Origin of the sequence: Rhizobium freirei PRF 81 (genome assembly GCF_000359745.1) — a bacterium.
Taxonomy (GTDB): Bacteria; Pseudomonadota; Alphaproteobacteria; order Rhizobiales; family Rhizobiaceae; genus Rhizobium; species Rhizobium freirei.
In genome coordinates this window covers 88,529-110,382 of sequence record NZ_AQHN01000005.1, presented here as the reverse complement: position 1 = coordinate 110,382, position 21,854 = coordinate 88,529, and the positions used below count along the sequence as shown (strand labels likewise).

Sequence of the window (21,854 nt, the reverse complement as noted above, 5' to 3'; positions counted from 1 at the left end):
GCTAAACCGCGTGGCATGCAGCTACGCTCCATGTTTGCCCGGAATTATCGTTCCCTGCGCTCGATCCGCATGGATCTCGCCGACGTCAATCTGTTCATCGGCGAGAACGGCGTCGGCAAGTCCAACCTCTATCGCTCGCTGCAGCTCGTGCAGGCTGCTGTTCGCGGCAGGCTGGCGCATGAGATTTCCAGCGAGGGCGGCATGTTCTCCGCCATGTGGTCGGGCAAGCGGCGTTCGCACGAATCCGCCCGCATCCGCTTCGACGTCGAGCTGCTCGATATGGAGCGGGCGGCGACCTTCCGCTACTCGATCGAGGCTGGCATGCGGCCGCCGGCCGCGGCGGGTTTCTCGCTTGAGCCGGAAATCAAGACCGAAGAGCTTACGTTCGAAGCCGGACGCCGGCCGGTAACGATGATGAAGCGCGACGGGCCTGGTATTTCGGTGCGAGGCGAGTCTGGCCGGATGGAAACCTATCGCGAGCAGGCCTTGCCGTCGGAAACCGCGATTGCGCTGCTTGGTGATGCCGGACATTATCCGGAGATCGGCACCTTCCGGCGCGCCGTCGAAGCCTGGCGATTCTATCACGGGTTTCGCACCGATCGCGGCTCGCCGCTGCGTGCGCCTTGCCTTGCGGTCACGTCGCCGATGCTGGATGAAGACGGCGCCAACATTGCAGCTGCTTTCGCCACGCTTGTGCATATACGAGGAGACACCGTCGAACTCGACCGAGTGATCGCAGCAGCACTCGGCGGTGCGCGGCTCGTCGTGCCGGTGCCGGAGGAAACGGCGGATTTCGGCCTGATGCTGCCGGAATTTCCCAATCGCGTCTTCCAGCCGCGCGAGCTCTCCGATGGCCAGATCCGCTTTCTCAGCCTTGCCGCGGCCCTGATGTCCTATCGCCTGCCGCCGCTGATCGCGCTCAACGAGCCGGAGGCGAGCCTGCATCCCGACATGCTGGCGCCGCTCGCCGACATGATCGCGCAGGCGGCAAGGACCAGCCAGATCTGGATCGTCACCCATTCCGAAGTTCTGGCGCAGGCCGTGCGCGAGCGCTGCGGCGCAAAGCCGCGCCGCGTGATCCGCGAAGACGGCTCCACCTGGATCGACGGTATGCGGCTGACCGGCGTGATCGACGACGATGATGAATAGCGGCAATCCGGCAATGCGGGTTTTCTTTTGCGTTCGTCCAAGGCATGGTCTGGCGCAATGAGCAAAGATTCTTCCGATCTGTTCGGTGCGCTTTTCGAGGCGGCGCCCGCAAAACCTGTGATGAGCCATACGGTTCCTGTTCTCGTGCCGATGCCGGCGCCGAGGGCCTATTCCTATTCCGTGCCCGAGGGTATGGCGGTGGAGCCGGGGTCGGTCGTGCAGGTGCCGCTTGGGCCGCGGCAGGTCATCGGCGTTGTCTGGGATGGCGAGGACGATGGCGGTGTCGATCCGAAGAAGCTTCGGCCGATCAGCCATGTGTTCGATTGCCCGCCGCTCGGCAAGCATATGCGCGATTTCATCGATTGGGTTGCCGGCTATACGCTGTCGCCGCCGGGGCTGGTGGCGCGGATGGCGCTCCGGGCGCCGGCCGCCTTCGATCCCGAGCCGATGGTGGAAGGGTTACGCTTCGTCGGCGGGCAGCCGGAGCGGCTGACGCCGGCGCGCGCCAAGGTCATGGAGATTGCCTCCGACGGGCTTTCGTGGACGCGCATCGGCCTCGCGCATGCGGCCGGCGTTTCCACCAGCGTCGTCGACGGGTTGATCTCGCAGGGTATTTTCGAGACGATCTTTCTGCCGCCGCCGCCCGTTGTTGCCAAGCCCGATCCCGAATTCATCCCGTCGCGGCTGGAAGGGCCGCAGAGGCAGGCGGCTGACGAGATATTGGCCGATGTGCGCGAGGGTGAGTTCGCGGTTTCGCTGATCGACGGCGTTACCGGTTCCGGCAAGACGGAGGTCTATTTCGAGGCTATTGCCGAAACGCTGAGGCGCGGCAAGCAGGTGCTGATCCTGTTGCCGGAGATCGCGCTGACGGCAAGCTTTCTCGAACGCTTTCAGGATCGCTTCGGCGCCAAGCCGGCCGAATGGCATTCCGATCTTGCGCCGAAGATTCGGGAAAAGGTCTGGCGTCAGGCTGTCACCGGCGAGGTCAGGGTCGTGGCCGGCGCTCGCTCGGCGCTGTTCCTGCCCTTCGAGGATCTCGGCCTGATCATCGTCGACGAAGAGCATGACCCTGCCTACAAGCAGGAGGATCGCGTCTATTACAATGCGCGCGATATGGCCGTGGTGCGCGGCCGCATCGGCGATTTCCCCGTGGTGCTGGTGTCGGCCACGCCTTCCGTCGAAAGCCAGGTCAACGGCCAGAGCGGGCGCTACACCACCATTCACCTGCCGACGCGCTTTGGCGATGCCGCACTTCCCGATCTGCATCTGATCGACATGCGCCGGCATGCGCCGGAGCGCGGCGGCTTCCTTTCGCCGGTCTTACTCCGCGCGATCGGCAAGACGGTTGCCAAGGGCGAGCAGGCGCTGCTGTTCCTCAACCGGCGCGGCTATGCGCCGCTGACGCTCTGCCGCGTCTGCGGCCATCGCTTCCAGTGCCCGCAATGTTCGAGCTGGCTGGTGGAGCACCGGTTTCGCGGCCAGATCCAGTGCCATCAATGCGGCTATGCCGAGCGCACGCCGGAGGCCTGCCCGGAATGCGGCACGCTCGACCATCTCGTTGCTTGCGGGCCGGGCGTCGAGCGTATTGCCGAGGAAGTGGAGCGTCACTTCCCCGAAGCGCGGACGATCATGCTGTCTTCCGACATCATGGGTGGCGTCAAGCGGCTGAGGCTGGAGCTCGATGCCATCGCCAAGGGCGAGGCGGATATCGTCATCGGCACGCAGCTCGTCGCCAAGGGCCATAATTTTCCGCTGATGACGCTGGTCGGCATCGTCGACGCCGATCTCGGCCTTGCCAATGGCGATCCGCGCGCCGCCGAGCGCACATTCCAGCTTCTGTCGCAGGTGACGGGCCGCGCCGGGCGAACGGGCCTGAAGAGCCACGGATTGCTGCAGACCTACCAGCCGCAGCATCCCGTGATGCAGGCGATCGTCTCCGGCGATGCCGGCGCCTTTTACGAGCGCGAGATTGTGGAGCGTGAAAGGGCGATATTGCCGCCCTTCGGCCGGCTCGCCTCAATCATCGTCTCGGCCGACAGCAGGCAGGATGCCGAGACGCACGCCCGCGGCATGCGCAATGCGGCGCCACAGGTCTCGGGCATATCGGTACTCGGCCCGGCCGAGGCGCCGATCGCGCTCGTGCGCGGGCGGCATCGCTTCCGCCTGCTGGTGCATGGCCGGCGCAATTCCGACATGCAGGGCTTCCTTCGAGCGATGCTGGCGCAGTCGCCGAAGGAACGCGGCTCCGTACAGGTGCAGCTCGATATCGATCCGCAAAGCTTTCTGTGATTGATGCGGCAGATATCTTGACTGCGCCTTTCCCTGTCTGATCGGATCATGCCATAAGTCGCCGTCTCACTTATGTGATTTGCGCGGCTGACTTTTTGGGGGCGACCGATGGAGCTTTATTTTCCGACCGAATTCGGCGAGCGGCTCGCCTACTGTTCGGCCGCCGTCACGGCACTGATCGGCCTCTTCCTGATGTTCGCGCCGGGCTACACCTACCGCATCCTCAAGCTTCAGGTGAAGGAAGGGCGATCCGATGCCTATGGCGAGGCTCGTTCTGCCGGCGGCTTCATGCTCGGTTTCGGGCTGATGGCGATCCTGCTTGCGCAGCCGATGATCTATCTTGCGCTTGGTGCTTCCTTCGGCGTCGCGGCGTTCGGTCGTATTCTCGCGCTCATGTCCGACCGCGGCAGTGTGATCTTCAGTCTTCTCCTTCTGGTTGTGCAGGCGATTCTTGCCGCGCTACCTTTTCTGTACGGGTTAGGTTATATTTGAGCCGAAAATCGCTTCGGCGCGGCCTCATTTGCCCGCGCTATCCCCATGCTTTTGAATTTTTGCCATCATAAATTCGCCCGAATGGCGTATTCGGCGAATACGCGTGTTGCGAGTCTCAATATCCTATGTTAGACGAACCCCGAATTTCGGATGAGGCAGGAGCGCGCTCCTGCTGATTTCTGGGGGAAATCAAAACGAATTCAAGGGCATATGGCTTCCGTCATCCGGGAGTCGGGTTCTTGGGTTGAAATCAGGGAATTTTGTGCCCGTGGCAGACACATCCCAGCATGTTTCTGGCGTTGCAGAACGATATGCCTCGTCGCTGTTCGAGTTGGCCCTTGAAGAGGGTACAGTGCCGGCAGTGACTGCCGATCTCGATCGGTTCCAAGCCATGCTCGATGAGAGCGACGATCTGAAGCGTTTCGTTCTCAGCCCGGTCTTTTCGGCCGATGAGCAGGTCGGCGCGATCCAGGCGCTGGCAACGAAGGCCGGCTTCGGTGCCTATGTCACCAATTTTCTGAAGCTTGTGGCCAGCAACCGGCGCCTTTTCGCGCTGCCGGGCATGATCAAGGCTTTCCGCATCATCGCCGCCAAGCATCGCGGCGAGATTTCAGCCGAGGTCACCTCGGCCCATGCGCTCACTCCGGCGCAGGAAGATGAATTGAAGGCGGCGCTGAAGGGCGTCACCGGCAAGGATGTGGCAATTGCCGTCACGGTCGATCCTTCGATCCTCGGTGGTCTGATCGTCAAGGTCGGTTCCCGCCAGATCGATACGTCCCTTCGCACCAAACTCTCCACCCTTAAGCTTGCATTGAAAGAGGTCGGCTGATGGATATCCGCGCCGCGGAAATTTCCGCAATTCTGAAAGATCAGATCAAAAACTTCGGCAAGGAAGCTGAAGTCTCCGAAGTCGGCCAGGTTCTCTCCGTCGGTGACGGTATCGCCCGCGTCTACGGTCTGGACAACGTCCAGGCCGGCGAAATGGTCGAATTCCCCGGCGGCATCCGCGGTATGGCTCTGAACCTCGAAGCCGACAACGTCGGTGTGGTTATCTTCGGCTCCGACCGCGACATCAAGGAAGGCGACACCGTCAAGCGTACGGGCGCCATCGTTGACGTTCCGGTTGGTCCGGAACTGCTCGGCCGCGTTGTCGACGCTCTCGGCAACCCGATCGACGGCAAGGGCCCGATCAACGCGACCCGCCGTTCGCGCGTCGACGTCAAGGCTCCGGGCATCATCCCGCGCAAGTCGGTTCATGAGCCGATGTCGACCGGCCTCAAGGCCATCGACGCTCTGATCCCGGTTGGCCGCGGCCAGCGCGAGCTTGTCATCGGCGACCGCCAGACCGGCAAGACCGCCATCATTCTCGACACGATCCTGAACCAGAAGGCCATCCACGATGCTGGTCCGGACAGCGAAAAGCTGTACTGCGTCTACGTCGCCGTCGGCCAGAAGCGTTCGACCGTCGCCCAGTTCGTCAAGGTGCTCGAAGAGCGCGGCGCATTGAAGTACTCGATCATCGTCGCCGCGACCGCTTCCGATCCGGCTCCGATGCAGTTCCTCGCACCGTTTGCCGGCTGCGCCATGGGCGAATACTTCCGCGACAATGCTCAGCATGCCCTGATCGGCTACGACGACCTTTCCAAGCAGGCCGTTTCCTACCGCCAGATGTCGCTTCTGCTGCGCCGCCCGCCGGGCCGCGAAGCTTACCCGGGCGACGTTTTCTACCTGCATTCGCGTCTCCTCGAGCGCGCTGCAAAGATGAACGACGATAAGGGCGCCGGTTCGCTGACCGCTCTTCCGGTCATCGAAACGCAGGGTAACGACGTTTCGGCCTTCATTCCGACCAACGTGATCTCGATCACCGACGGCCAGATCTTCCTCGAAACCGACCTGTTCTACCAGGGTATCCGTCCGGCCGTTAACGTCGGTCTGTCGGTTTCGCGCGTCGGCTCGTCCGCTCAGATCAAGGCGATGAAGCAGGTTGCCGGTTCGATCAAGGGCGAGCTTGCCCAGTATCGCGAAATGGCCGCCTTCGCCCAGTTCGGTTCCGACCTCGATGCTGCAACGCAGCGCCTGCTGAACCGCGGTTCGCGCCTGACGGAACTCCTGAAGCAGCCGCAGTTCTCGCCGCTGAAGACGGAAGAGCAGGTTGCTGTGATCTTCGCCGGCGTCAATGGCTATCTCGACAAGCTGCCCGTCAACCAGGTCGGCAAGTTCGAGCAGGGCCTGCTGTCGTACCTCCGCTCGGAAGGTAAGGAAATCCTCGACACCATCCGCACCGAAAAGGCTATCAGCGACGCAACGAAGGGCAAGCTCACCGCTGCTCTCGACAGCTTCGTCAAGTCTTTCGCGTAATCGGGCTAAGCTCTAGGACGGACCAAGGATGCCTTCACTCAAGGATCTGAAAAACCGGATCGCCTCCGTCAAGGCGACGCAGAAGATCACCAAGGCGATGAAAATGGTCGCCGCGGCAAAGCTTCGGCGTGCGCAGGAGGCGGCTGAGGCCGCCCGGCCTTACTCGCAGCGCATGGCCGCTGTTCTGGCCAACATCTCGGCTGCCGTCAGCGATGCTGACGGTGCGCCGCTCTTGATGACCGGAACCGGCAAGAGCGATGTGCATCTGCTCGTCGTCTGCACCGCTGAACGCGGCCTTTGCGGCGGCTTCAATTCGCAGATTTCGCGTTTCGCTCGTGATCATGCCCGCAAGCTTCTGGCCGAAGGCAAGACGGTGAAGATCTTCACCGTCGGCAAGAAGGGCTACGACGTGCTTCGCCGCGAATACGCATCGCTGATCGTCGAGCGCAAGGAACTGCGCGACGTCAAGCGCATCGGCTTCGACAATGCCGACGCCATCGGCAAGCGCATCATCGACATGTTCGAAGCTGGCGAATTCGACGTCTGCACGCTGTTCTATTCCGAATTCAAGTCGGTGATCAGCCAGGTGCCGACGGCGCAGCAGCTCATTCCGGCTTCGGCTCCCGCCGCCGTCGAAGAGGACGCAGCTCATAAGGGCGCCGTCTATGAATACGAGCCGGATGCGGCTTCGATCCTCGCGGACCTTATCCCGCGCAACATCTCTGTCCAGATCTTCCGCGCGTTGCTTGAAAACGTCGCCGGCGAGATGGGTGCCAAGATGAGCGCGATGGACAATGCGACGCGCAATGCTGGTGAGATGATCAACAAGCTGACGCTGAACTACAACCGTCAGCGCCAGGCTCAGATCACCAAGGAATTGATTGAAATCATTTCGGGCGCGGAAGCGCTCTGAGGTTAGGGAAAGAGGGTAAGAATATGGCTGACGCAGCTACCCCCGCAGGTTCTGTCGGTAAGGTTACGCAGGTTATCGGCGCCGTTGTGGACGTTGCTTTCGACGGCGAACTCCCGGCGATCCTGAACGCGCTTGAAACCGACAACAACGGCAATCGTCTGGTTCTCGAAGTCGCACAGCACCTCGGCGAAAATTCCGTCCGCACGATCGCCATGGACTCGACCGAAGGTCTGGTTCGCGGCCAGCCGGTCAAGGACACGGGCGCACCGATCTCCGTTCCGGTCGGACATGAGACGCTCGGCCGTATCATGAACGTCATCGGCGAGCCGGTCGACGAAGCAGGTCCGCTGAACACGTCGAAGAAGCGCGCCATCCACCAGGATGCTCCGTCCTACGTCGAGCAGTCCACGGAAGCGCAGATCCTCGTCACCGGCATCAAGGTCGTCGACCTCCTTGCTCCTTACGCAAAGGGCGGCAAGATCGGCCTGTTCGGCGGCGCCGGCGTCGGCAAGACCGTTCTCATCATGGAACTGATCAACAACGTCGCCAAGGCGCACGGTGGTTACTCGGTCTTCGCAGGCGTGGGTGAACGTACCCGCGAAGGCAACGACCTTTACCACGAAATGATCGAATCGGGCGTCAACAAGCATGGCGGCGGCGAAGGCTCCAAAGCTGCGCTCGTTTACGGCCAGATGAACGAACCGCCGGGTGCCCGCGCCCGCGTCGCTCTGACCGGTCTGACGGTTGCCGAAAACTTCCGCGACGAAGGCCAGGACGTTCTGTTCTTCGTCGACAACATCTTCCGCTTCACGCAGGCTGGTTCGGAAGTGTCGGCTCTGCTCGGCCGTATTCCTTCGGCCGTGGGCTATCAGCCGACGCTCGCCACCGACATGGGTCAGATGCAGGAGCGCATCACCACGACGACGACGGGCTCGATCACCTCGGTTCAGGCCATTTACGTTCCGGCCGACGACTTGACCGACCCGGCACCGGCAACCTCGTTCGCCCACCTGGACGCAACGACGGTTCTGTCGCGCTCGATCGCTGAAAAGGGCATCTACCCGGCCGTCGACCCGCTCGACTCCACCTCGCGTATGCTCGACCCGCTGGTTGTTGGCGAAGAGCACTACGAAATCGCTCGTAAAGTTCAGTCGACGCTGCAGCGCTACAAGGCCCTGCAGGACATCATCGCCATCCTGGGCATGGACGAACTTTCCGAAGACGACAAGCTGGCAGTTGCCCGCGCCCGCAAGATCGAGCGCTTCCTGTCGCAGCCGTTCTTCGTCGCCGAAGTCTTCACCGGCTCGCCGGGCAAGCTCGTTGCGCTCGAAGACACGATCAAGGGCTTCAAGGGCCTCGTCAACGGCGAATACGACCACCTGCCGGAAGCCGCCTTCTACATGGTCGGCTCGATCGACGAAGCGATCGAAAAGGCCAAGAAGCTGGCTGCCTAATCAGGCCAATCCATCGGCGCGCGGCATTGCCCGCGCGCCCTTGCCTTGCGAATAAGACAATCGAGAAGTGACGGGCCATGGCTGACAATTTCAATTTCGAACTGGTTTCTCCGGAGCGCCTGCTGCTATCGGAACAGGTCATCGATGTCGTCATCCCCGCGACCGAAGGCGAGATGACCGTCATGGCACATCATGCGCCGACCATGACCACCATCAAGCCGGGCCTCGTCAAGGTGCATTCGGCTTCGGGCAGCAAGCAGGATTACGTCGTTTTCGGTGGCTTTGCCGATATCCTGCCGACCGGCTGCACGCTGCTCGCCGAATCCGCCGTTCCTGTTAAGGACATGAGCCGCGACGAGCTGGACCGCCGCATCAATGCCGCCAAGGCCGAACTTGAAGATGCGCTGCATCATGAGCACAAGTCGCGCCTGGAGCATTTCATCATGGAACTCTCGCATCTACGCGGCTCGATCCCGCAGGATTGATGCGATCCGGATAGTGATGATTGAGACGAAAGCGGTCCTTTGGGCCGCTTTTTTGTTGGAAGGTCCGCAGGCAATCCTCTCCCTTCGAGGCTTCGGCTGCTGACTTCAGGGTGAGACGCAGCGGATCACAGGGTTGAGCAACATCCGGCGCAAACCCGGGCGACCCCGCGGTTCGAGGCATTACCGTTTTCGCTCCGCTTAACGGCGCTGCACCTCACATGAGGTGCAGCATGCCCGGTGGCGAGGCACGCAAGACCAGTCCCCATGGTGAGGTGCGAAAGCACCTTGAGCTTGTCGAAGGGGGGCTGTAGCCTCGAACCACGAGGGCGGATGGCGAGCGGCTGTAACTCCCACTTCGCGAAGCGGAGGCAGCGGAATATTCGCTCTCAAATCGCATCAAGCCTGTTGCCCCCGCAGCAGGAACCGATGCAACTGGACTGCTTCGGGAGACAGCGACCGGAAGCGCGGGGCGCCGAGATAATATCCGAAGCCGCTCTCCACGCGGTCGTTGCCGATAGCGACGAGCGCGCCGGACTGCAGATATTCTTCGATGAGGCCGAGGCTGCCGAGCGCTATGCCTTCGCCCCTGAGTGCTGCTTCCACCGCCATGATATAGGTCGAGAAGGAAAGCCGCGGTCGCGGCAGCTTGCCTTTCAACGGGTCGCCGATGCGACCGAACCATTGGCGGAAACTGATCCAGTGGGCGTTGGCGCGCTCATAGTCGATCAGATCGAGTCCGGCGATATCGACCGCCGTCAGCGCTTGCGCGTCGAGGCCGCGGGTCGCCAGATAGTCCGGCGAGGCGATCGGCACCAGCACTTCCTTCATCAGCGGCGTCAGGTTCCAGCGCGGATGCTCACCCGTGGAATAGATGATGATGAGGTCGTTGTTCTCCGAGGCTAGTTCGGAATGGACGTCCGTCGTCAGCAGGCGCACCGAGATGCCGGGGCTTTCCTTGCCGAAATCCCTAAGCCTCTGCCCGAGCCAGAGATGCGAGATTGAGCCGCTGGCCGCAATGGAAATGATTTCGCCGGTTCCGGCGCGAAAGGGCTCCAGGCTTTCTTCCAGATACTCCAGCGTGGCGCGCACGCGCTGGAACAACCGCTCGCCATCCGGCGTGAGCGCCAGATTTCGGCCGCGCCGGGTAAACAGCGTTGCGCCGAGGTGATCCTCAAGCCCCTTGATGCGGCGGCTGACGGCGGCCTGGGTGATATTCAGCTCCCGGCCGGCTCGGGAAAAATTCATGGCGCGCGCGGCCGCGTCGAAGACGCGGAAGGCCTCCAGCGGTATTTTCTCTAGCATCGGCTCTCCATAACTTCAGATCATCAATATTCCTGATAATTGCCCGGATTTGAAGATCTGAAATTGTGATGCACGATTATGACATCATTTTCAGCCGCTCTTCCAAGGGGATCCCTCGTGTCCTTTTCCATTTCCGCCATTCCAGACATTCGTTTCGGTGACGGGGCCCTCTCCGGCCTTCCCGCGGCGGTTAAATCCTTCGATGGCGTTGGTGCCGCTCTGCTCGTCATCGATGCCTTCCTGGCGCAGTCCGGTCTTGCGGCCAAAATCAGCGGCGAGCTTGCCGAAGCGGGCGTGAAGACGCAGGTCTTTTCCGATTTCGCCGGTGAGCCGAAGCTTGCGCATCTGCATGCGGCGATCGCGGCAGGGCGGGGCGCGGATATGGTGATCGGCGTCGGCGGCGGTTCGGCGCTTGATATCGGCAAGGTCGTCGCCTGCTGCATCGCTTCGGGCGAGGATCCGATGCACTATGCGCTGGCGGCCAACCCGCTGCCGAAGAATCCGCTGAAGAAGATCATGATCCCGACGACCGCCGGCACGGGCTCGGAGACATCTGCAACGAATATCTTTGCCGGACCGGAAGGCAAGAAGCTCTGGATCTGGGGACCGGAGACAAAGGCTGATCTCGTCATTCTCGACCCTGCGCTGACGAAGACCCTGCCTGCCAACCTGACGGCATGGTGCGGCCTCGATGCCTTCATTCATGCTTTTGAGGCGGCCACGAACCGCAACACGCATCGCGGCGCGCAATTCTATGCCCATCAGGCGCTGCGGCTGCTGACCGGCGCGTTGGAAACGGCCGTCAAGCAGCCCGAGAATATGGCGGCGCGCGGCGACGTGCTGCTCGGCTCCTGCTTTGCCGGCATCGCCATCGATAATTGCGGCACGGCGATCGCGCACAATGTCAGCCATGCTCTCGCCGGCCTCGGCCCCGTTCATCACGGTCTTGCGACCGCGCTCGGCTTCGAAGTGACGCTTAGCTGGCTTGTGGAAGCCAATACGGCGGAGCTGAATGCTGCCGCCAAGGCTTGTGGCCTCGACAATGCTGCGCAGCTTCCCGCCTTCGTCTCCGGCTGGATGGATCGCTGCGGGATCACGCGATCGTTGCCGTCAGCCTTCAAGCCCTTCGATGACGCAGACCTCGCCCGCGAAATGCGTGCGCCGGAAAACCAGCCCATGCGGCGCTCGACGATCCGCGACGTGACGGATGCGGACATCGACCGCTTTGCCGCCGCCATCATGGCGCTGCCGAAAGGAATCTGAGATGACCAAGAACTATACGCGCGACTATTGGGAAAGCGTTCTCTCCGGCCTGAAGCCTGAAGGCCGGCACTTCATAAATGGTGCTCATCGCGCCGCCATCTCGGGTGAGACTTTCACCCGCATCCGGCCGATGGACGGCAAGCCTGGAGCCGAACTCGCGCGCGGCAATGCCGCCGATGTCGATGCTGCGGTCGCCTCTGCCCGTGCTGCCTTCGAAAGTGGCGTGTGGCGCAAGGAGGAGCCGCTCGAAAAGAAGAAGGTCATGCTGAAATGGGCCGAGCTCATTCGCGCCCACGGCGATGAGCTTGCCATGCTGGAGACGATCGATGTCGGCAAGCCGGTCATGGCGTCGCTTGGTGTCGACGTGCGTCTCTGCGCCGAAGGCATCCAGTTCTACGGCGAAATGATCGACAAGATGTATGACGAGATTGCGCCGACCGGCCCGAATGCGCGGGCGCTGGTACGCAAGGTGCCGCTCGGTGTCATTGGGGCAATCACGCCCTGGAACTATCCGATGATCATCGATGCCTGGAAGCTGGGGCCGGCGATCGCGGCCGGCAATTCCGTCGTATTGAAGCCAGCGGAGCAGTCCTCGCTTTCGGCGATCCGTCTTGCCGAACTCGCAGTGGAAGCTGGCCTGCCAGCAGGCGTCTTCAACGTTGTCACGGGCTATGGCGAGGAGACCGGCAAACCGCTGGCGCTGCACATGGATGTCGACATGATCGCCTTTACCGGCTCGACCGAAGTCGGCAAGCTGATCATGGGCTATGCAGCGCAATCGAACGTCAAGCGCGTGGCGCTGGAGCTCGGCGGCAAGTCGCCGCTCGTCGTGTTCGAAGACGCCGATCTCGACGCCGCTGCCGTCGCGGCTGCCTGGGGCTGCTTCTACAATTCTGGCGAGACCTGCCATGCCTCGACGCGCCTTATCGTGCAGCGTTCGGTGCAGGACAGACTGATCGCAAAGATCGAGGCGGTGACCCGCTCCGATATCGCGCTCAAGCATCCGCTCGATCCCTCGGCGCAGATCGGCGCCCTGATCGAAGAAGAGCATATGAACAAGGTGCTGGCGATGATTGCAGCCGGCGAGAAGGAAGGCGCGCGCCGTGCCTTCGGCGCCGAGCGCGTCATGAGCGAAACCGGCGGCTACTATGTCTCGCCGGGCGTCTTCGTCGACATGACCAACGACATGAGCCTGGCGCGGCAGGAAATCTTCGGGCCCGTACTGGCCGCCATCCCCTTCGACACTGAGGAGGAGGCGCTGAAGATCGCTAACGACACGATCTATGGGCTGGCCGGCGCGGTCTTCACCAAGGACATGGATCGCGCTCACCGCTTTTCCGAAGAGATCCATGCCGGTACGGTGTGGATCAACACTTACGACATGTCGAACTTCGCCACGCCGTTCGGCGGTTTCAAGCAATCCGGCTTCGGCCGCGACCGCTCAGTGCACGCGATCGACAAGTACTGCGATTACAAGACGATCTGGCAGCAGTTCGGCTGAGGATTGAAATCAGCATGATCCCGTCCGAGCGGCAACGCTCTTCGGGATCATGCCCGGAGGATAAAAGGGAGCCAGCATGAGCAAGATCGTTTCCATCGAAATCACCCATCATCGCCTGCCGCTCGATCCCGCGTTCAAGGCGAGCTGGGACGGCCGTCCGCGCCGGCATTTCGATGCGACCATCGTCCGCGTCAGGGACGATGAAGGCCGGGAAGGTATCGGCTCCGGCGACCTGATGAAGGGTTTCGAGGGGCATGAGGATCTGTTCATCGGGCAGGATCCGCGCCACCTTGAGCGCCACTATGAGGTCCTGTCGCATATCAACTTCCACTACGGCCGCTGCTGGCCGATGGATCTGGCGCTCTGGGACCTCTCCGGCAAGATCACCGGCGAGCCGGTCTGGCGGATGCTCGGCGGCCGCGCCAGCCGCGTGCGCCTCTATGCATCTTCCGGCGTGCTGCGCGAACCCTCTGCCATGGCCGAGCAGGCCGAGCGCTATATCGATGAAGGCTTCCCGGCCATGAAGGTGCGCTTCTCCTCGTCTTCGGGCGGCCGCGGCGGCTGGCGTGAGGACGTCAAGGCGCTGGAAGCGATCCGTGCCCGCGTCGGCGACCGGCTGGAACTCATGGTCGACTGCAATCAGGGTTGGCGCATGCCCTGGGATACGACCTTGCCCTGGACCTTCAAGGACGCGCTTGCTGTCGCCAAGGAGCTGGAGCGGCTCGGCGTCTACTGGATGGAAGAGCCGCTTTACCGTTCCGACCGCAAGGGCATGAAGGAATTGAAGCAGGCAACATCGGTTCGGATCGCCGGCGGCGAGATGACGCGCGAGCTTTACGAATTCCGCGACATCATCGAGGAGCGTGCCTTTGACGTCATCCAGCCCGACGTCGCGCTTGTCGGCGGCATCACCGGGTGCCGGCGGCTGGTCTATCAGGCCCGCGAGGCGGGCGTGCAGTTCACGCCGCATTCCTGGACGAATGGCATCGGCGTGCTCGCCAACGCGCATCTGACCGCCGGTGTCGGCGATGCTGCCTGGCTCGAATATCCCTACGACAATCCGGAGTGGAGCGAAGCCCGCCGCGACTACCCCATGGCCTCCCCGCTCAAGCATGATGCCGGCTGGCTGGATCTCGGCCTTGCTCCGGGGCTTGGCATCGTTCTCGACGAGGAGCGTCTGAAGGCGACGCGGATCTAACGAACGCTTTCGGGCTTCCGCACTGTCGCCTTATCTTCAGAGGCCCGTCACGCAGTGGCGGGTCGCATCATTGTATTTTCCCTGGCGCGGGCCCATCGCATGACGGGGCGTTCGACAAGCACGTAACTCAGCGTTCCGATGGCGAAGATGATGGCTGTTGCAATGAGGCACGAGGTGATCCAGCCGCCAAGCACGTCATCCGAGCCGGTGCCGAAGGTCCAGGGGAAGAGCTTCTGCATCAATGTCAGCACGATATCCTGCCAGATATAGACACCGAAGGAGACGGTGGCGACATAGCGGCTGAAGCCGTTGTCGAGCAGTTTCGCCAAGAATACCGACTGCGGGAGCGTGCAGAGGGCGGCGGCGACGGCCAGAGGCAACAGCGGAAATTGATAGGGAATGCCGAGCCAGGCATAACCTTCCGCCGCACCGCCGATCGATTGCGGCAACTGCCATGCACCCATGACGATGGCGAGCGTTCCGATGATATCGTAGATCGCCAAGCGGCGGGCCGGTAGGATGGTCTGGATTCCGGCGGCCAGCGCGCCGATCGCGAATATTGCGAAGAATCCAGCGGGGTTATAGCGCGGCATCCATTCCTTGGCGCCGCCCTGGAAGCCAAATTGCCACCCCCGCCCGACATTGTCTGTCGGGAGATAGGCGACTATCAGCCAATGGCCGACCAGCGAGGCCGCGATGATGCCGATCCAGAGAAGGCGATTGGCGAAAGCGTGGCGGGACCTCAGCTTCGCATTGAACAGCAGCAGGAAGCCGATCGGCAGAAGAACATAGCAGGTCGTCTCGAAGGGGATCGACCATAAGGGTCCGTCGCCTTGCACGGGGAAAAAGGTGCGCCAGTGCCATTGGCTCATCAGGAAGAAGCCGGAGATGTAGCGGCCGACCAATTCTGCATCAAGCGGAAACCCATAGACAGTGAAGCTGATCACGAAACCGACGGTCAGGGCGAACCAAAAGCCCGGCAGGATGCGCGCCGCGCGGCGCATGGCATAGATTTTCAGCGACGGTAACGGCTGGGTTCTATCCAGCGCCAGCCAGAAGGGGCGGGCGAGAAGAAAGCCGCTCAAAACGAAGAAGACAGAGACGCCGTGATTGCCGAAGCGCGCGATTATGAAGGTCATGTCCAGAGCTGGGGGAATCTTGTAGAAATTCATTCGAAGAACGAGATGATGCGCAAGCACCATCAGACATGCGACGGCGCGCATGAAATCCGCTCCTCCTAGGCGCCTCCCGTGCTCCATTTCCGTATCCGCCCAAACTCCTCTTCATTGGGTTAGGTCATCGCGGCGATTTCGGCAAGACAGATCCTTGAAAGCATGACGCCCGAACCTCTGGTGCGAGGTCCGGGCGTCGAACTGGCCTCTCGCACCTGCCAGAAACGAGAGGCCGGATTCACATGTTGCAGGGGGATCAGGCGGCAGCCGAACGATAAGGGCGCATTGCGCGGGCCGGCTTCAGCGCTGCGCTCCACCAGTTCAACCGCGCGATCAGTTGAACCAGCGATTTGCGTGCCTCTATCGGATTTTCGAGGGCGCCGTCCTCGGCAAACCTGCCCCAAGGGTTGGCGAAGCTGACTGTGTCGCGCACCGTTACGGCATGCAGCTCGGAAAAGACCAGCCGCAATTGCTCGACGGCGCGCAAGCCGCCGGAGATGCCGCCATAGGAAACGAAGGCGACCGGTTTGCCGTGCCATGGCTCATAGGCGAGATCGAGCACGAATTTCAGCGAGGCCGTGAAGCTGTGATTGTATTCCGGCGTGACGATGATGAAGGCATCCGCCTGCGAAAGCCGAGCTGTGAGGGCGGTGACGCCGGCGTGCTCGCGGTCATGCTGGAACGGCAGATCGAATTCGAGGGGGTCGATGACGTCGATTTCGATAAGCGGGTAATGCACCAGCTCCCGGGCGACCCAATTGACAACCCGGTCACATAAGCGGCCTGGGCGGGTGCTGCCGTAAACGATTGCCAGCCTGGTTGATTCTGTCATGCCTTGCTCCTGCTTTACGCGGTTTGGAGCTGGGTTTATAGAACCTCAAGTACGGTTGAGGTCAATAGAGCAAAATGGGAAAAATCGAGTCCGGTCAATTTTCAAAACTGCTGACGGTCGGCGAGGTGGCGGCGCGAAGCGGCATGGCCGTTTCGGCGCTGCATTTTTATGAGGCGAAAGGGCTGATCGAGAGCCAGCGCAGCCGTGGCAACCAGCGGCGCTATCCCCGCGAGGTGCTGCGCCGGGTGGCGATCATCAAGGTGGCGCAAAGGGTTGGCATTCCGCTTGCGGAGGTTCAGGCGGCGTTGCAATCGCTGCCGCAGGGGCGCACGCCGTCGGCTGCTGACTGGAAAGTGCTGTCAGCCCGCTGGAAGGACGATCTCGATGCCCGTATCCGACGTCTGCAAGGGCTGCGCGATCAGCTCGACGGCTGCATCGGTTGCGGCTGCCTGTCGATGAGCAGTTGTCCGCTGCGAAACCCCTGGGACAGGCTTTCCGAAGAAGGCGTCGGCCCGCGCTTGCTCGATCCGGACGATTGAGCCCAAGAGCTTTATGCGTGAACGCGGCTGCCGGCCATGTAGTCGTCAAGTGCGGCGGCTTCCTCCTTCGACAGGTAGAGGCCTTTCTTGGAGCGGCGCCAGAGAATGTCGGCGGCGCTGTGGGCCCATTCCTGATCGATCAGATATCGCACTTCCGCCTCGTAGAGATCGCTTCCGAAGCAGCGGCCGAGATCGGCAATCGCCTTCGCATCGCCAAGGATCATGGCTGCCCGTGTCCCATAGCGGCGGACAAGGCGGCGGGCATGCGGATCGGTCAGGAAGGGATAGCGCGACTTCAGCTTGGAGACTTCGGCATCATAGCCGCGAACGGGAAAGTCGCCGCCCGGCAGCGAACTCTTGGCCGTCCAGGGTGTACCCTTCAGGCCGATCGCCTCGCCGATCTTTTCCAGTGCATGCTCGCCTAGGCGGCGATAGGTGGTGAGCTTGCCGCCGAAGACATTGAGTAGCGGCGCCTGGCCTTCCGCGCCTTCGACCTTCAAGACGTAGTCGCGCGTTGCTTCCTGTGCTTTCGAGGCGCCGTCGTCGTAGAGCGGGCGCACTGCGGAGTAGGTCCAGACGATATCCTCTGATCGTACCGGCTCCTTGAAATATTCGCTGGCAGCGTTGCAGAGATAGGCGGTTTCTTCCTCGCTGATCTTCACATCCTTCGGATCGTTGTTGTAGTCGCGATCCGTGGTGCCGATCAGGGTGAAATCCTGCTCATACGGAATGGCGAAGATGATGCGATTGTCCGGATTCTGGAAGAAATAGGCGCGAGGACCATCGAACTTCTTGCGAACGATGATGTGGCTGCCCTGGACCAGGCGGACATTGTGCACCTGGTTCTTGCCGAAAGCGTCGGAGAGAACGTGATCCACCCAGGGCCCTGCGGCGTTGACCAGCATGCGCGACCGGAACAGGCGCTTCTCGCTGCTGATGGTGTTTTCCGTTTCGATTGCCCAGACGGTGCCTTCACGCCGAGCGGAAATCACTTTCGTGCGGGGCATAATCGTCGCGCCACGATCGGCGGCGTCGCGCGCGTTCAGTACCACCATGCGGGCGTCGTCGACCCAGCCGTCGGAATATTCGAACGCCTTGGTGAAAAGCGCCTTTAGCGGCTTGCCGGCCGGATCCCTTTTCATGTCCAGCGTCGCCGTCGGCGGCAGCAGCTTTCGCCCGCCGAGGTGGTCGTAGAGGAAGAGGCCGAGACGGATGAGCCAGGCCGGGCGGATGCCGCCCTTGTGGTAGGGCAGCACAAAGCGCATCGGCCAGATGATGTGCGGCGCCATCGCCCACAGCACTTCGCGCTCCATCAGGGATTCGCGCACGAGGCGGAATTCGTAGTGCTCGAGATAGCGCAGGCCACCGTGAATAAGCTTGGTGGCGCCGGAGGAGGTGCCGGAGGCGAAATCGTTCATTTCGGCAAGCGCGACCCTGTAGCCGCGTCCGGCTGCGTCACGGGCGATGCCGCATCCGTTGATGCCGCCGCCGATAACGAAAATATCGTAGACCTGTTCGCTCACCCGCCCCTCCGCAAAAGGCCAGCCATCCTTTGGAGATGGAAAATCGAAAGATAATTCATCTAAAACGAAACAGATACGAATGTCAAACGAAGGTTTCGTGACCGAAAACGCGCCGATCAGACTGGCCTGCGGGAGGTTTCCACAAGGCGTACACCATGTTCGGCCGCTATGGTGCGCACGGATTCGATGTTGCATTCGTCTGTGACGAAGGTGTGAACCTGCGAAAGGTGACCGATCCGTACGGGGGCGGTCCGCTCGAACTTGGTTCTATCGGCCACGAGGATGACGTGTCGGGCATTGGCGATGATGGCCTGGGCCACTTTCACTTCGCGAAAATCGAAATCCAGAAGCGCGCCGTCGGCATCGATCGCCGATGCGCCGATCACGGCATAATCGACCTTGAACTGCCGGATGAAATCGACGGCCGCTTCACCGACGATGCCGCCATCGGAGCCGCGCACGACACCGCCGGCAATGACGACCTCGATCGACGGGAAGATACGTAACTTATTGGCCACGTTGATGTTATTGGTAATCACCATCAATTCGTGATGCCCGAGCAGCGCCTCGCCAACGGCCTCCGTCGTCGTGCCGATATTGATGAAGAGTGAGCTGTTGTTGGGGATCAGGCCGGCGGCGGCGCGGCCAATCGCCTGCTTTTCGGGTGCGGCGATCGAACGGCGTGCCTCGTATTTCACGTTTTCGGTTCCACCAGGGAAAATCGCGCCGCCATGCACGCGCGACAGCACGCGGCCGTCGCAGAGGTCGTTCAGATCCTTGCGGATGGTCTGCGGCGTGACCGAAAAGCGTGATGCCAATTCTTCAACCAGCACGCGCCCTTCCGCCTTGGCGATTTCGAGGATCTCGGTCTGGCGCCCGGACAGGAACATGGCTTTCGCTCCCCTTCTTTCGTTTTTTAGCCATCATATGGTAAAGTGAAAATTCCGCAATTACTGGCGCGCGAATAGTGCGGTTGGGGAGGTTGTCGTGTTTCATCCGAAGCTATTCGAAAATCGCAACGTGGTGGTCACCGGTGCCGGCCGCGGCATCGGGCTGGAAGTCGCGAGGCAGTTTCTCGATTGCGGCGCCCATGTTCTCGTCCATATCGGGCGCGACTCCAATCGTGAGCTGCCGGATTATCTGATGGAAGCAGCCGCCGACCGCCGCGCCTTTCTCATCGCCGGCGATTTCTCCGCCGCCCATGGCGTGCGCAATTTCGTTGTTGCCGCCGGCGAGCGCTTCGATCGCGTTGACGTGCTCGTCAACAATGCCGGTACCATGGTCGGCCGCTTTCCTGCCGGCGAGCTGACGGACGAGCAGTATGAGAGGATCGTTCACCTCAACCAGACGTCCGTCATGGAAGTAACAAGGGGATTGTTGCCGCTGTTGCGGGCGGCGGGAGAGGCGGCGATCGTCAATACCGTGTCGATTTCGGCGCTGACGGGCGGCAGCCCGGGCTCTGCCATCTATTCCGCATCGAAGGCCTTCGTCGCGACCTATTCGAAGGCGCTGGCGCGAGAGCTGGCGCCCGACGGCATCCGGGTGAATTGTGTTTCGCCCGGCACGATATCGACCGATTTCCACGAGCGCTATTCGTCGAGGGAAAAGCTGGAGCAGACCCGCAAATCCATCCCGCTTCAGCGCCTGGGCACACCCGGAGACTGCGCTCCCGCCTACCTTTTTCTCGCTGCGCCGACGCTCTCCGGCTACATTACCGGGCAAGTGATCGAGATCAATGGCGGGCAGCTTATATGCTGAAAAGTCGGACCTTTTTTGGTTTTCGGGTCTTTTTAGATCAACTTACGGTTTGATGATATTATAAGCATAGCTCTATGTGAGTTCTCACTAGAGGCAGTGATATGTCGTCGTCTCCACTGCAAGGTAGTGCTGCGGGGCACAATGTCGAGGAAATGACAGAGAAGGCGCGCAAGGCGAGCGCTTTGCTGAAGGCTCTCTCGCATGAAACCCGGCTGGCTATTCTTTTCATGCTGGCCAAGCGCGAAAAGACCGTGATGGAGCTTGAGGCGCTTCTCGACCTGCCGCAGGCGGTGGTTTCACAGCATCTGGCGCGTCTTCGCCTGGATAAGCTCGTCGATACGCGCCGCGAGGGGCGGCTCATTCACTATGCGGTTGCAAGCTCGGAAATCTGTTCTGTGGTCGATGCGCTGCGGGAGGCTTTCTGTCCGGTGATCGTCGAGGCTTGAAGCAGGCTTGCTTGTTGCGCTCGCAGAGCTGCCGGTCTAACTCTTTCGTGTCGGGAGAGTGGCATGATCGATAAGCTGGAATTCTTCATCGCGCTTGCGAATCAGAAGCATTTTGGTCGCGCCGCCGAGGAGTGCGGGGTGACGCAGCCGACATTGTCGGCCGCCATCAGACAGTTGGAAGATCAGCTCGGCGTGATGCTCGTCAGTCGCGGTTCGCGCTTTCAGGGGCTGACGCCGGAAGGGCAACGCGTGCTGGAATGGGCGCGCCGTATCGTCGGCGACAGCCGGACGATGCGCGAGGAGATGCGGGCGGCGCGCAAAGGTCTTGCGGGTCACATCCGGATCGCGGCCATTCCTACGGCGCTTGCCATGGTGCAGAAGATCACCACGCCTTTCCAGGAGCGGCATCCGGACGTCACCTTTTCCATTTTATCGCGCAACTCGCTCCAGGTTCTGAGCCTGCTCGAAAATCTCGAGATCGATGCCGGCATCACTTATCTGGAAAACGAGCCGCTCGGCCGCGTCACCAGCGTGCCGCTCTATGCCGAGCGCTATCATCTGATCACGGCAGCGGGTAGCCCGCTCGCGGATCGCACCAGCGTGACCTGGAAGGAAGTCGGCAATCTTCGGCTTTGTCTATTGACGGCCGACATGCAAAATCGCCGGATCATCAACCGGCATCTGGCCGAGGCCGGCATCGTCGCCAAGCCGACGCTGGAATCCAATTCGATGATCGTGCTGTTTTCCCATGTCCAGACTGGGCGATGGGCGAGCATCATGCCGAAGAATATCGCCGATTCATTCGGTTTTCCCGTCGATATCCGCAAGATCCCCATTTCCGATCCCGAGGCCGAGCATCTGGTCGGACTGGTCGCCACGCATCGAGAGCCCTTTACGCCGCTCGTCTCCGCCCTACTGCATGAGGCGCGACTGCTGGCGGAAGGTGTCAAGAATTGATAGGAAATTTCTATCAAGCGACGGGACTGCCTTATTGATCCTTTGCCTCTCGCCTGCGACGGTTATTGCAAGCGTGCGCCGACTGCGCACCTGTGGTGGAGATGCCGCATAAGCCTTTCCGAGATTGCTGCAGCGATTGTCGGATTATGCGTGGGAGGCTGTATATGAGTTTGAATCTGGGTACGGGCGAGATTGCGGCCCGTGCCGGCACCATCATCGATAG

General features: G+C 61.5%; 20 protein-coding genes. 15 read left to right on the top strand and 5 right to left on the bottom strand.

Translation table 11 applies throughout. The annotated features are described in order from the left end of the window. Positions 1-15 precede the first annotated feature (15 nt). The 8 genes from RHSP_RS01660 to RHSP_RS01625 all read left to right on the top strand — a co-directional run bounded on the left by RHSP_RS01660 (position 16) and on the right by RHSP_RS01625 (position 9,140). Positions 16-1,149: an AAA family ATPase gene (locus RHSP_RS01660; RefSeq protein WP_037148948.1), complete on the top strand. Its 1,134-nt coding sequence runs from the start codon at positions 16-18 to the stop codon at positions 1,147-1,149. 57 nt (positions 1,150-1,206) lie between these two features. Continuing rightward, entirely contained in the window at positions 1,207-3,438 is a 2,232-nt protein-coding gene (locus RHSP_RS01655; protein ID WP_037148945.1) for a primosomal protein N', read from the top strand. Between the two features lie 108 nt (positions 3,439-3,546). Further along, on the top strand, positions 3,547-3,930 hold the full coding sequence (locus RHSP_RS01650) for an AGROH133_08824 family phage infection protein (RefSeq protein WP_004107841.1): 384 nt from the start codon (positions 3,547-3,549) through the stop codon (positions 3,928-3,930). A 262-nt stretch (positions 3,931-4,192) separates the two neighbouring features. Continuing rightward, the gene (locus RHSP_RS01645) at positions 4,193-4,759 is read left to right on the top strand and encodes a F0F1 ATP synthase subunit delta (RefSeq protein WP_081615277.1); all 567 of its coding nucleotides are present in this window, start codon (positions 4,193-4,195) and stop codon (positions 4,757-4,759) included. Further along, positions 4,759-6,288 carry a F0F1 ATP synthase subunit alpha gene (gene atpA, locus RHSP_RS01640; RefSeq protein ID WP_037148938.1) on the top strand — a complete coding sequence of 510 codons (1,530 nt, stop codon included), beginning with the start codon at positions 4,759-4,761 and terminating at the stop codon, positions 6,286-6,288. The genes RHSP_RS01645 and atpA overlap by 1 nt, the downstream gene beginning before the upstream one ends. A 28-nt stretch (positions 6,289-6,316) precedes the next feature. Next, entirely contained in the window at positions 6,317-7,201 is an 885-nt protein-coding gene (locus tag RHSP_RS01635) for a F0F1 ATP synthase subunit gamma (RefSeq protein WP_037148935.1), read from the top strand. Between the two features lie 23 nt (positions 7,202-7,224). Then, complete coding sequence (gene atpD / locus RHSP_RS01630; RefSeq protein WP_004107837.1) at positions 7,225-8,655, top strand: F0F1 ATP synthase subunit beta; 1,431 nt, start codon at positions 7,225-7,227, stop codon at positions 8,653-8,655. Positions 8,656-8,732: 77 nt separating this feature from the next. Then, the gene (locus RHSP_RS01625; RefSeq protein ID WP_004107836.1) at positions 8,733-9,140 is read left to right on the top strand and encodes a F0F1 ATP synthase subunit epsilon; all 408 of its coding nucleotides are present in this window, start codon (positions 8,733-8,735) and stop codon (positions 9,138-9,140) included. A 396-nt stretch (positions 9,141-9,536) separates the two neighbouring features. On the opposite strand, the gene RHSP_RS01620 is transcribed toward RHSP_RS01625, so the two are convergent. Beyond that, positions 9,537-10,442: a LysR substrate-binding domain-containing protein gene (locus RHSP_RS01620; protein ID WP_004107835.1), complete on the bottom strand. Its 906-nt coding sequence runs from the start codon at positions 10,440-10,442 to the stop codon at positions 9,537-9,539. A 117-nt stretch (positions 10,443-10,559) separates the two neighbouring features. On the opposite strand from RHSP_RS01620, the gene RHSP_RS01615 reads away from it, so the two are divergent. The 3 genes from RHSP_RS01615 to RHSP_RS01605 all read left to right on the top strand — a co-directional run bounded on the left by RHSP_RS01615 (position 10,560) and on the right by RHSP_RS01605 (position 14,404). After that, positions 10,560-11,705 carry an iron-containing alcohol dehydrogenase gene (locus RHSP_RS01615; RefSeq protein WP_004107834.1) on the top strand — a complete coding sequence of 382 codons (1,146 nt, stop codon included), beginning with the start codon at positions 10,560-10,562 and terminating at the stop codon, positions 11,703-11,705. A gap of 1 nt (position 11,706) precedes the next feature. Next, on the top strand, positions 11,707-13,206 hold the full coding sequence (locus RHSP_RS01610; RefSeq protein ID WP_004107833.1) for an aldehyde dehydrogenase family protein: 1,500 nt from the start codon (positions 11,707-11,709) through the stop codon (positions 13,204-13,206). Between the two features lie 76 nt (positions 13,207-13,282). Then, positions 13,283-14,404 carry a mandelate racemase/muconate lactonizing enzyme family protein gene (locus RHSP_RS01605; RefSeq protein WP_004107832.1) on the top strand — a complete coding sequence of 374 codons (1,122 nt, stop codon included), beginning with the start codon at positions 13,283-13,285 and terminating at the stop codon, positions 14,402-14,404. Between the two features lie 47 nt (positions 14,405-14,451). On the opposite strand, the gene RHSP_RS01600 is transcribed toward RHSP_RS01605, so the two are convergent. Continuing rightward, a complete protein-coding gene (locus RHSP_RS01600) occupies positions 14,452-15,663 on the bottom strand; it encodes an acyltransferase family protein (protein WP_004107831.1) in 1,212 nt (403 codons plus the stop codon). A 169-nt stretch (positions 15,664-15,832) separates the two neighbouring features. Continuing rightward, entirely contained in the window at positions 15,833-16,408 is a 576-nt protein-coding gene (locus tag RHSP_RS01595; RefSeq protein ID WP_004107830.1) for an NADPH-dependent FMN reductase, read from the bottom strand. 74 nt (positions 16,409-16,482) lie between these two features. Between RHSP_RS01595 and soxR the strand changes: the two genes are divergently transcribed. Further along, positions 16,483-16,947, top strand: a complete 465-nt coding sequence (gene soxR, locus RHSP_RS01590; protein WP_004107829.1) for a redox-sensitive transcriptional activator SoxR — start codon at positions 16,483-16,485, stop codon at positions 16,945-16,947. An 11-nt stretch (positions 16,948-16,958) separates the two neighbouring features. Here soxR and glpD read toward each other — a convergent pair whose 3' ends face one another. Together glpD and RHSP_RS01580 are read right to left on the bottom strand one after the other, a co-directional pair. After that, positions 16,959-18,470 carry a glycerol-3-phosphate dehydrogenase gene (glpD, locus tag RHSP_RS01585; RefSeq protein WP_004107828.1) on the bottom strand — a complete coding sequence of 504 codons (1,512 nt, stop codon included), beginning with the start codon at positions 18,468-18,470 and terminating at the stop codon, positions 16,959-16,961. Positions 18,471-18,586: 116 nt separating this feature from the next. Continuing rightward, positions 18,587-19,360 (bottom strand): DeoR/GlpR family DNA-binding transcription regulator, encoded by a 774-nt coding sequence (locus RHSP_RS01580; RefSeq protein ID WP_004107827.1) that lies wholly within the window; start codon positions 19,358-19,360, stop codon positions 18,587-18,589. A 97-nt stretch (positions 19,361-19,457) separates the two neighbouring features. Here RHSP_RS01580 and RHSP_RS01575 point away from each other — a divergent pair, with 97 nt between their 5' ends. The 3 genes from RHSP_RS01575 (at position 19,458) to RHSP_RS01565 (ending at position 21,631) form a co-directional block, all read left to right on the top strand. Beyond that, a complete protein-coding gene (locus RHSP_RS01575; protein WP_004107826.1) occupies positions 19,458-20,228 on the top strand; it encodes an SDR family NAD(P)-dependent oxidoreductase in 771 nt (256 codons plus the stop codon). A 101-nt stretch (positions 20,229-20,329) separates the two neighbouring features. Beyond that, entirely contained in the window at positions 20,330-20,674 is a 345-nt protein-coding gene (locus tag RHSP_RS01570) for an ArsR/SmtB family transcription factor (RefSeq protein WP_004107825.1), read from the top strand. Between the two features lie 63 nt (positions 20,675-20,737). After that, complete coding sequence (locus RHSP_RS01565) at positions 20,738-21,631, top strand: LysR family transcriptional regulator (protein ID WP_004107824.1); 894 nt, start codon at positions 20,738-20,740, stop codon at positions 21,629-21,631. Positions 21,632-21,854: the final 223 nt, after the last annotated feature.

Bases quoted from the DNA above. Each gene is read 5' to 3' on its own strand.
- RHSP_RS01620 (WP_004107835.1), bottom strand. From the start codon at position 10,442: ATGCTAGAGAAAATACCGCTGGAGGCCTTCCGCGTCTTCGACGCGGCC.
- RHSP_RS01625 (WP_004107836.1), top strand. From the start codon at position 8,733: ATGGCTGACAATTTCAATTTCGAACTGGTTTCTCCGGAGCGCCTGCTG.
- RHSP_RS01605 (WP_004107832.1), top strand. From the start codon at position 13,283: ATGAGCAAGATCGTTTCCATCGAAATCACCCATCATCGCCTGCCGCTC.
- RHSP_RS01570 (WP_004107825.1), top strand. From the start codon at position 20,330: ATGTCGTCGTCTCCACTGCAAGGTAGTGCTGCGGGGCACAATGTCGAG.
- RHSP_RS01655 (WP_037148945.1), top strand. From the start codon at position 1,207: ATGAGCAAAGATTCTTCCGATCTGTTCGGTGCGCTTTTCGAGGCGGCG.
- RHSP_RS01635 (WP_037148935.1), top strand. From the start codon at position 6,317: ATGCCTTCACTCAAGGATCTGAAAAACCGGATCGCCTCCGTCAAGGCG.
- atpA (WP_037148938.1), top strand. From the start codon at position 4,759: ATGGATATCCGCGCCGCGGAAATTTCCGCAATTCTGAAAGATCAGATC.
- RHSP_RS01580 (WP_004107827.1), bottom strand. From the start codon at position 19,360: ATGTTCCTGTCCGGGCGCCAGACCGAGATCCTCGAAATCGCCAAGGCG.
- RHSP_RS01565 (WP_004107824.1), top strand. From the start codon at position 20,738: ATGATCGATAAGCTGGAATTCTTCATCGCGCTTGCGAATCAGAAGCAT.
- atpD (WP_004107837.1), top strand. From the start codon at position 7,225: ATGGCTGACGCAGCTACCCCCGCAGGTTCTGTCGGTAAGGTTACGCAG.
- RHSP_RS01600 (WP_004107831.1), bottom strand. From the start codon at position 15,663: ATGGAGCACGGGAGGCGCCTAGGAGGAGCGGATTTCATGCGCGCCGTC.
- RHSP_RS01610 (WP_004107833.1), top strand. From the start codon at position 11,707: ATGACCAAGAACTATACGCGCGACTATTGGGAAAGCGTTCTCTCCGGC.
- RHSP_RS01660 (WP_037148948.1), top strand. From the start codon at position 16: ATGCAGCTACGCTCCATGTTTGCCCGGAATTATCGTTCCCTGCGCTCG.
- RHSP_RS01650 (WP_004107841.1), top strand. From the start codon at position 3,547: ATGGAGCTTTATTTTCCGACCGAATTCGGCGAGCGGCTCGCCTACTGT.
- soxR (WP_004107829.1), top strand. From the start codon at position 16,483: ATGGGAAAAATCGAGTCCGGTCAATTTTCAAAACTGCTGACGGTCGGC.
- RHSP_RS01595 (WP_004107830.1), bottom strand. From the start codon at position 16,408: ATGACAGAATCAACCAGGCTGGCAATCGTTTACGGCAGCACCCGCCCA.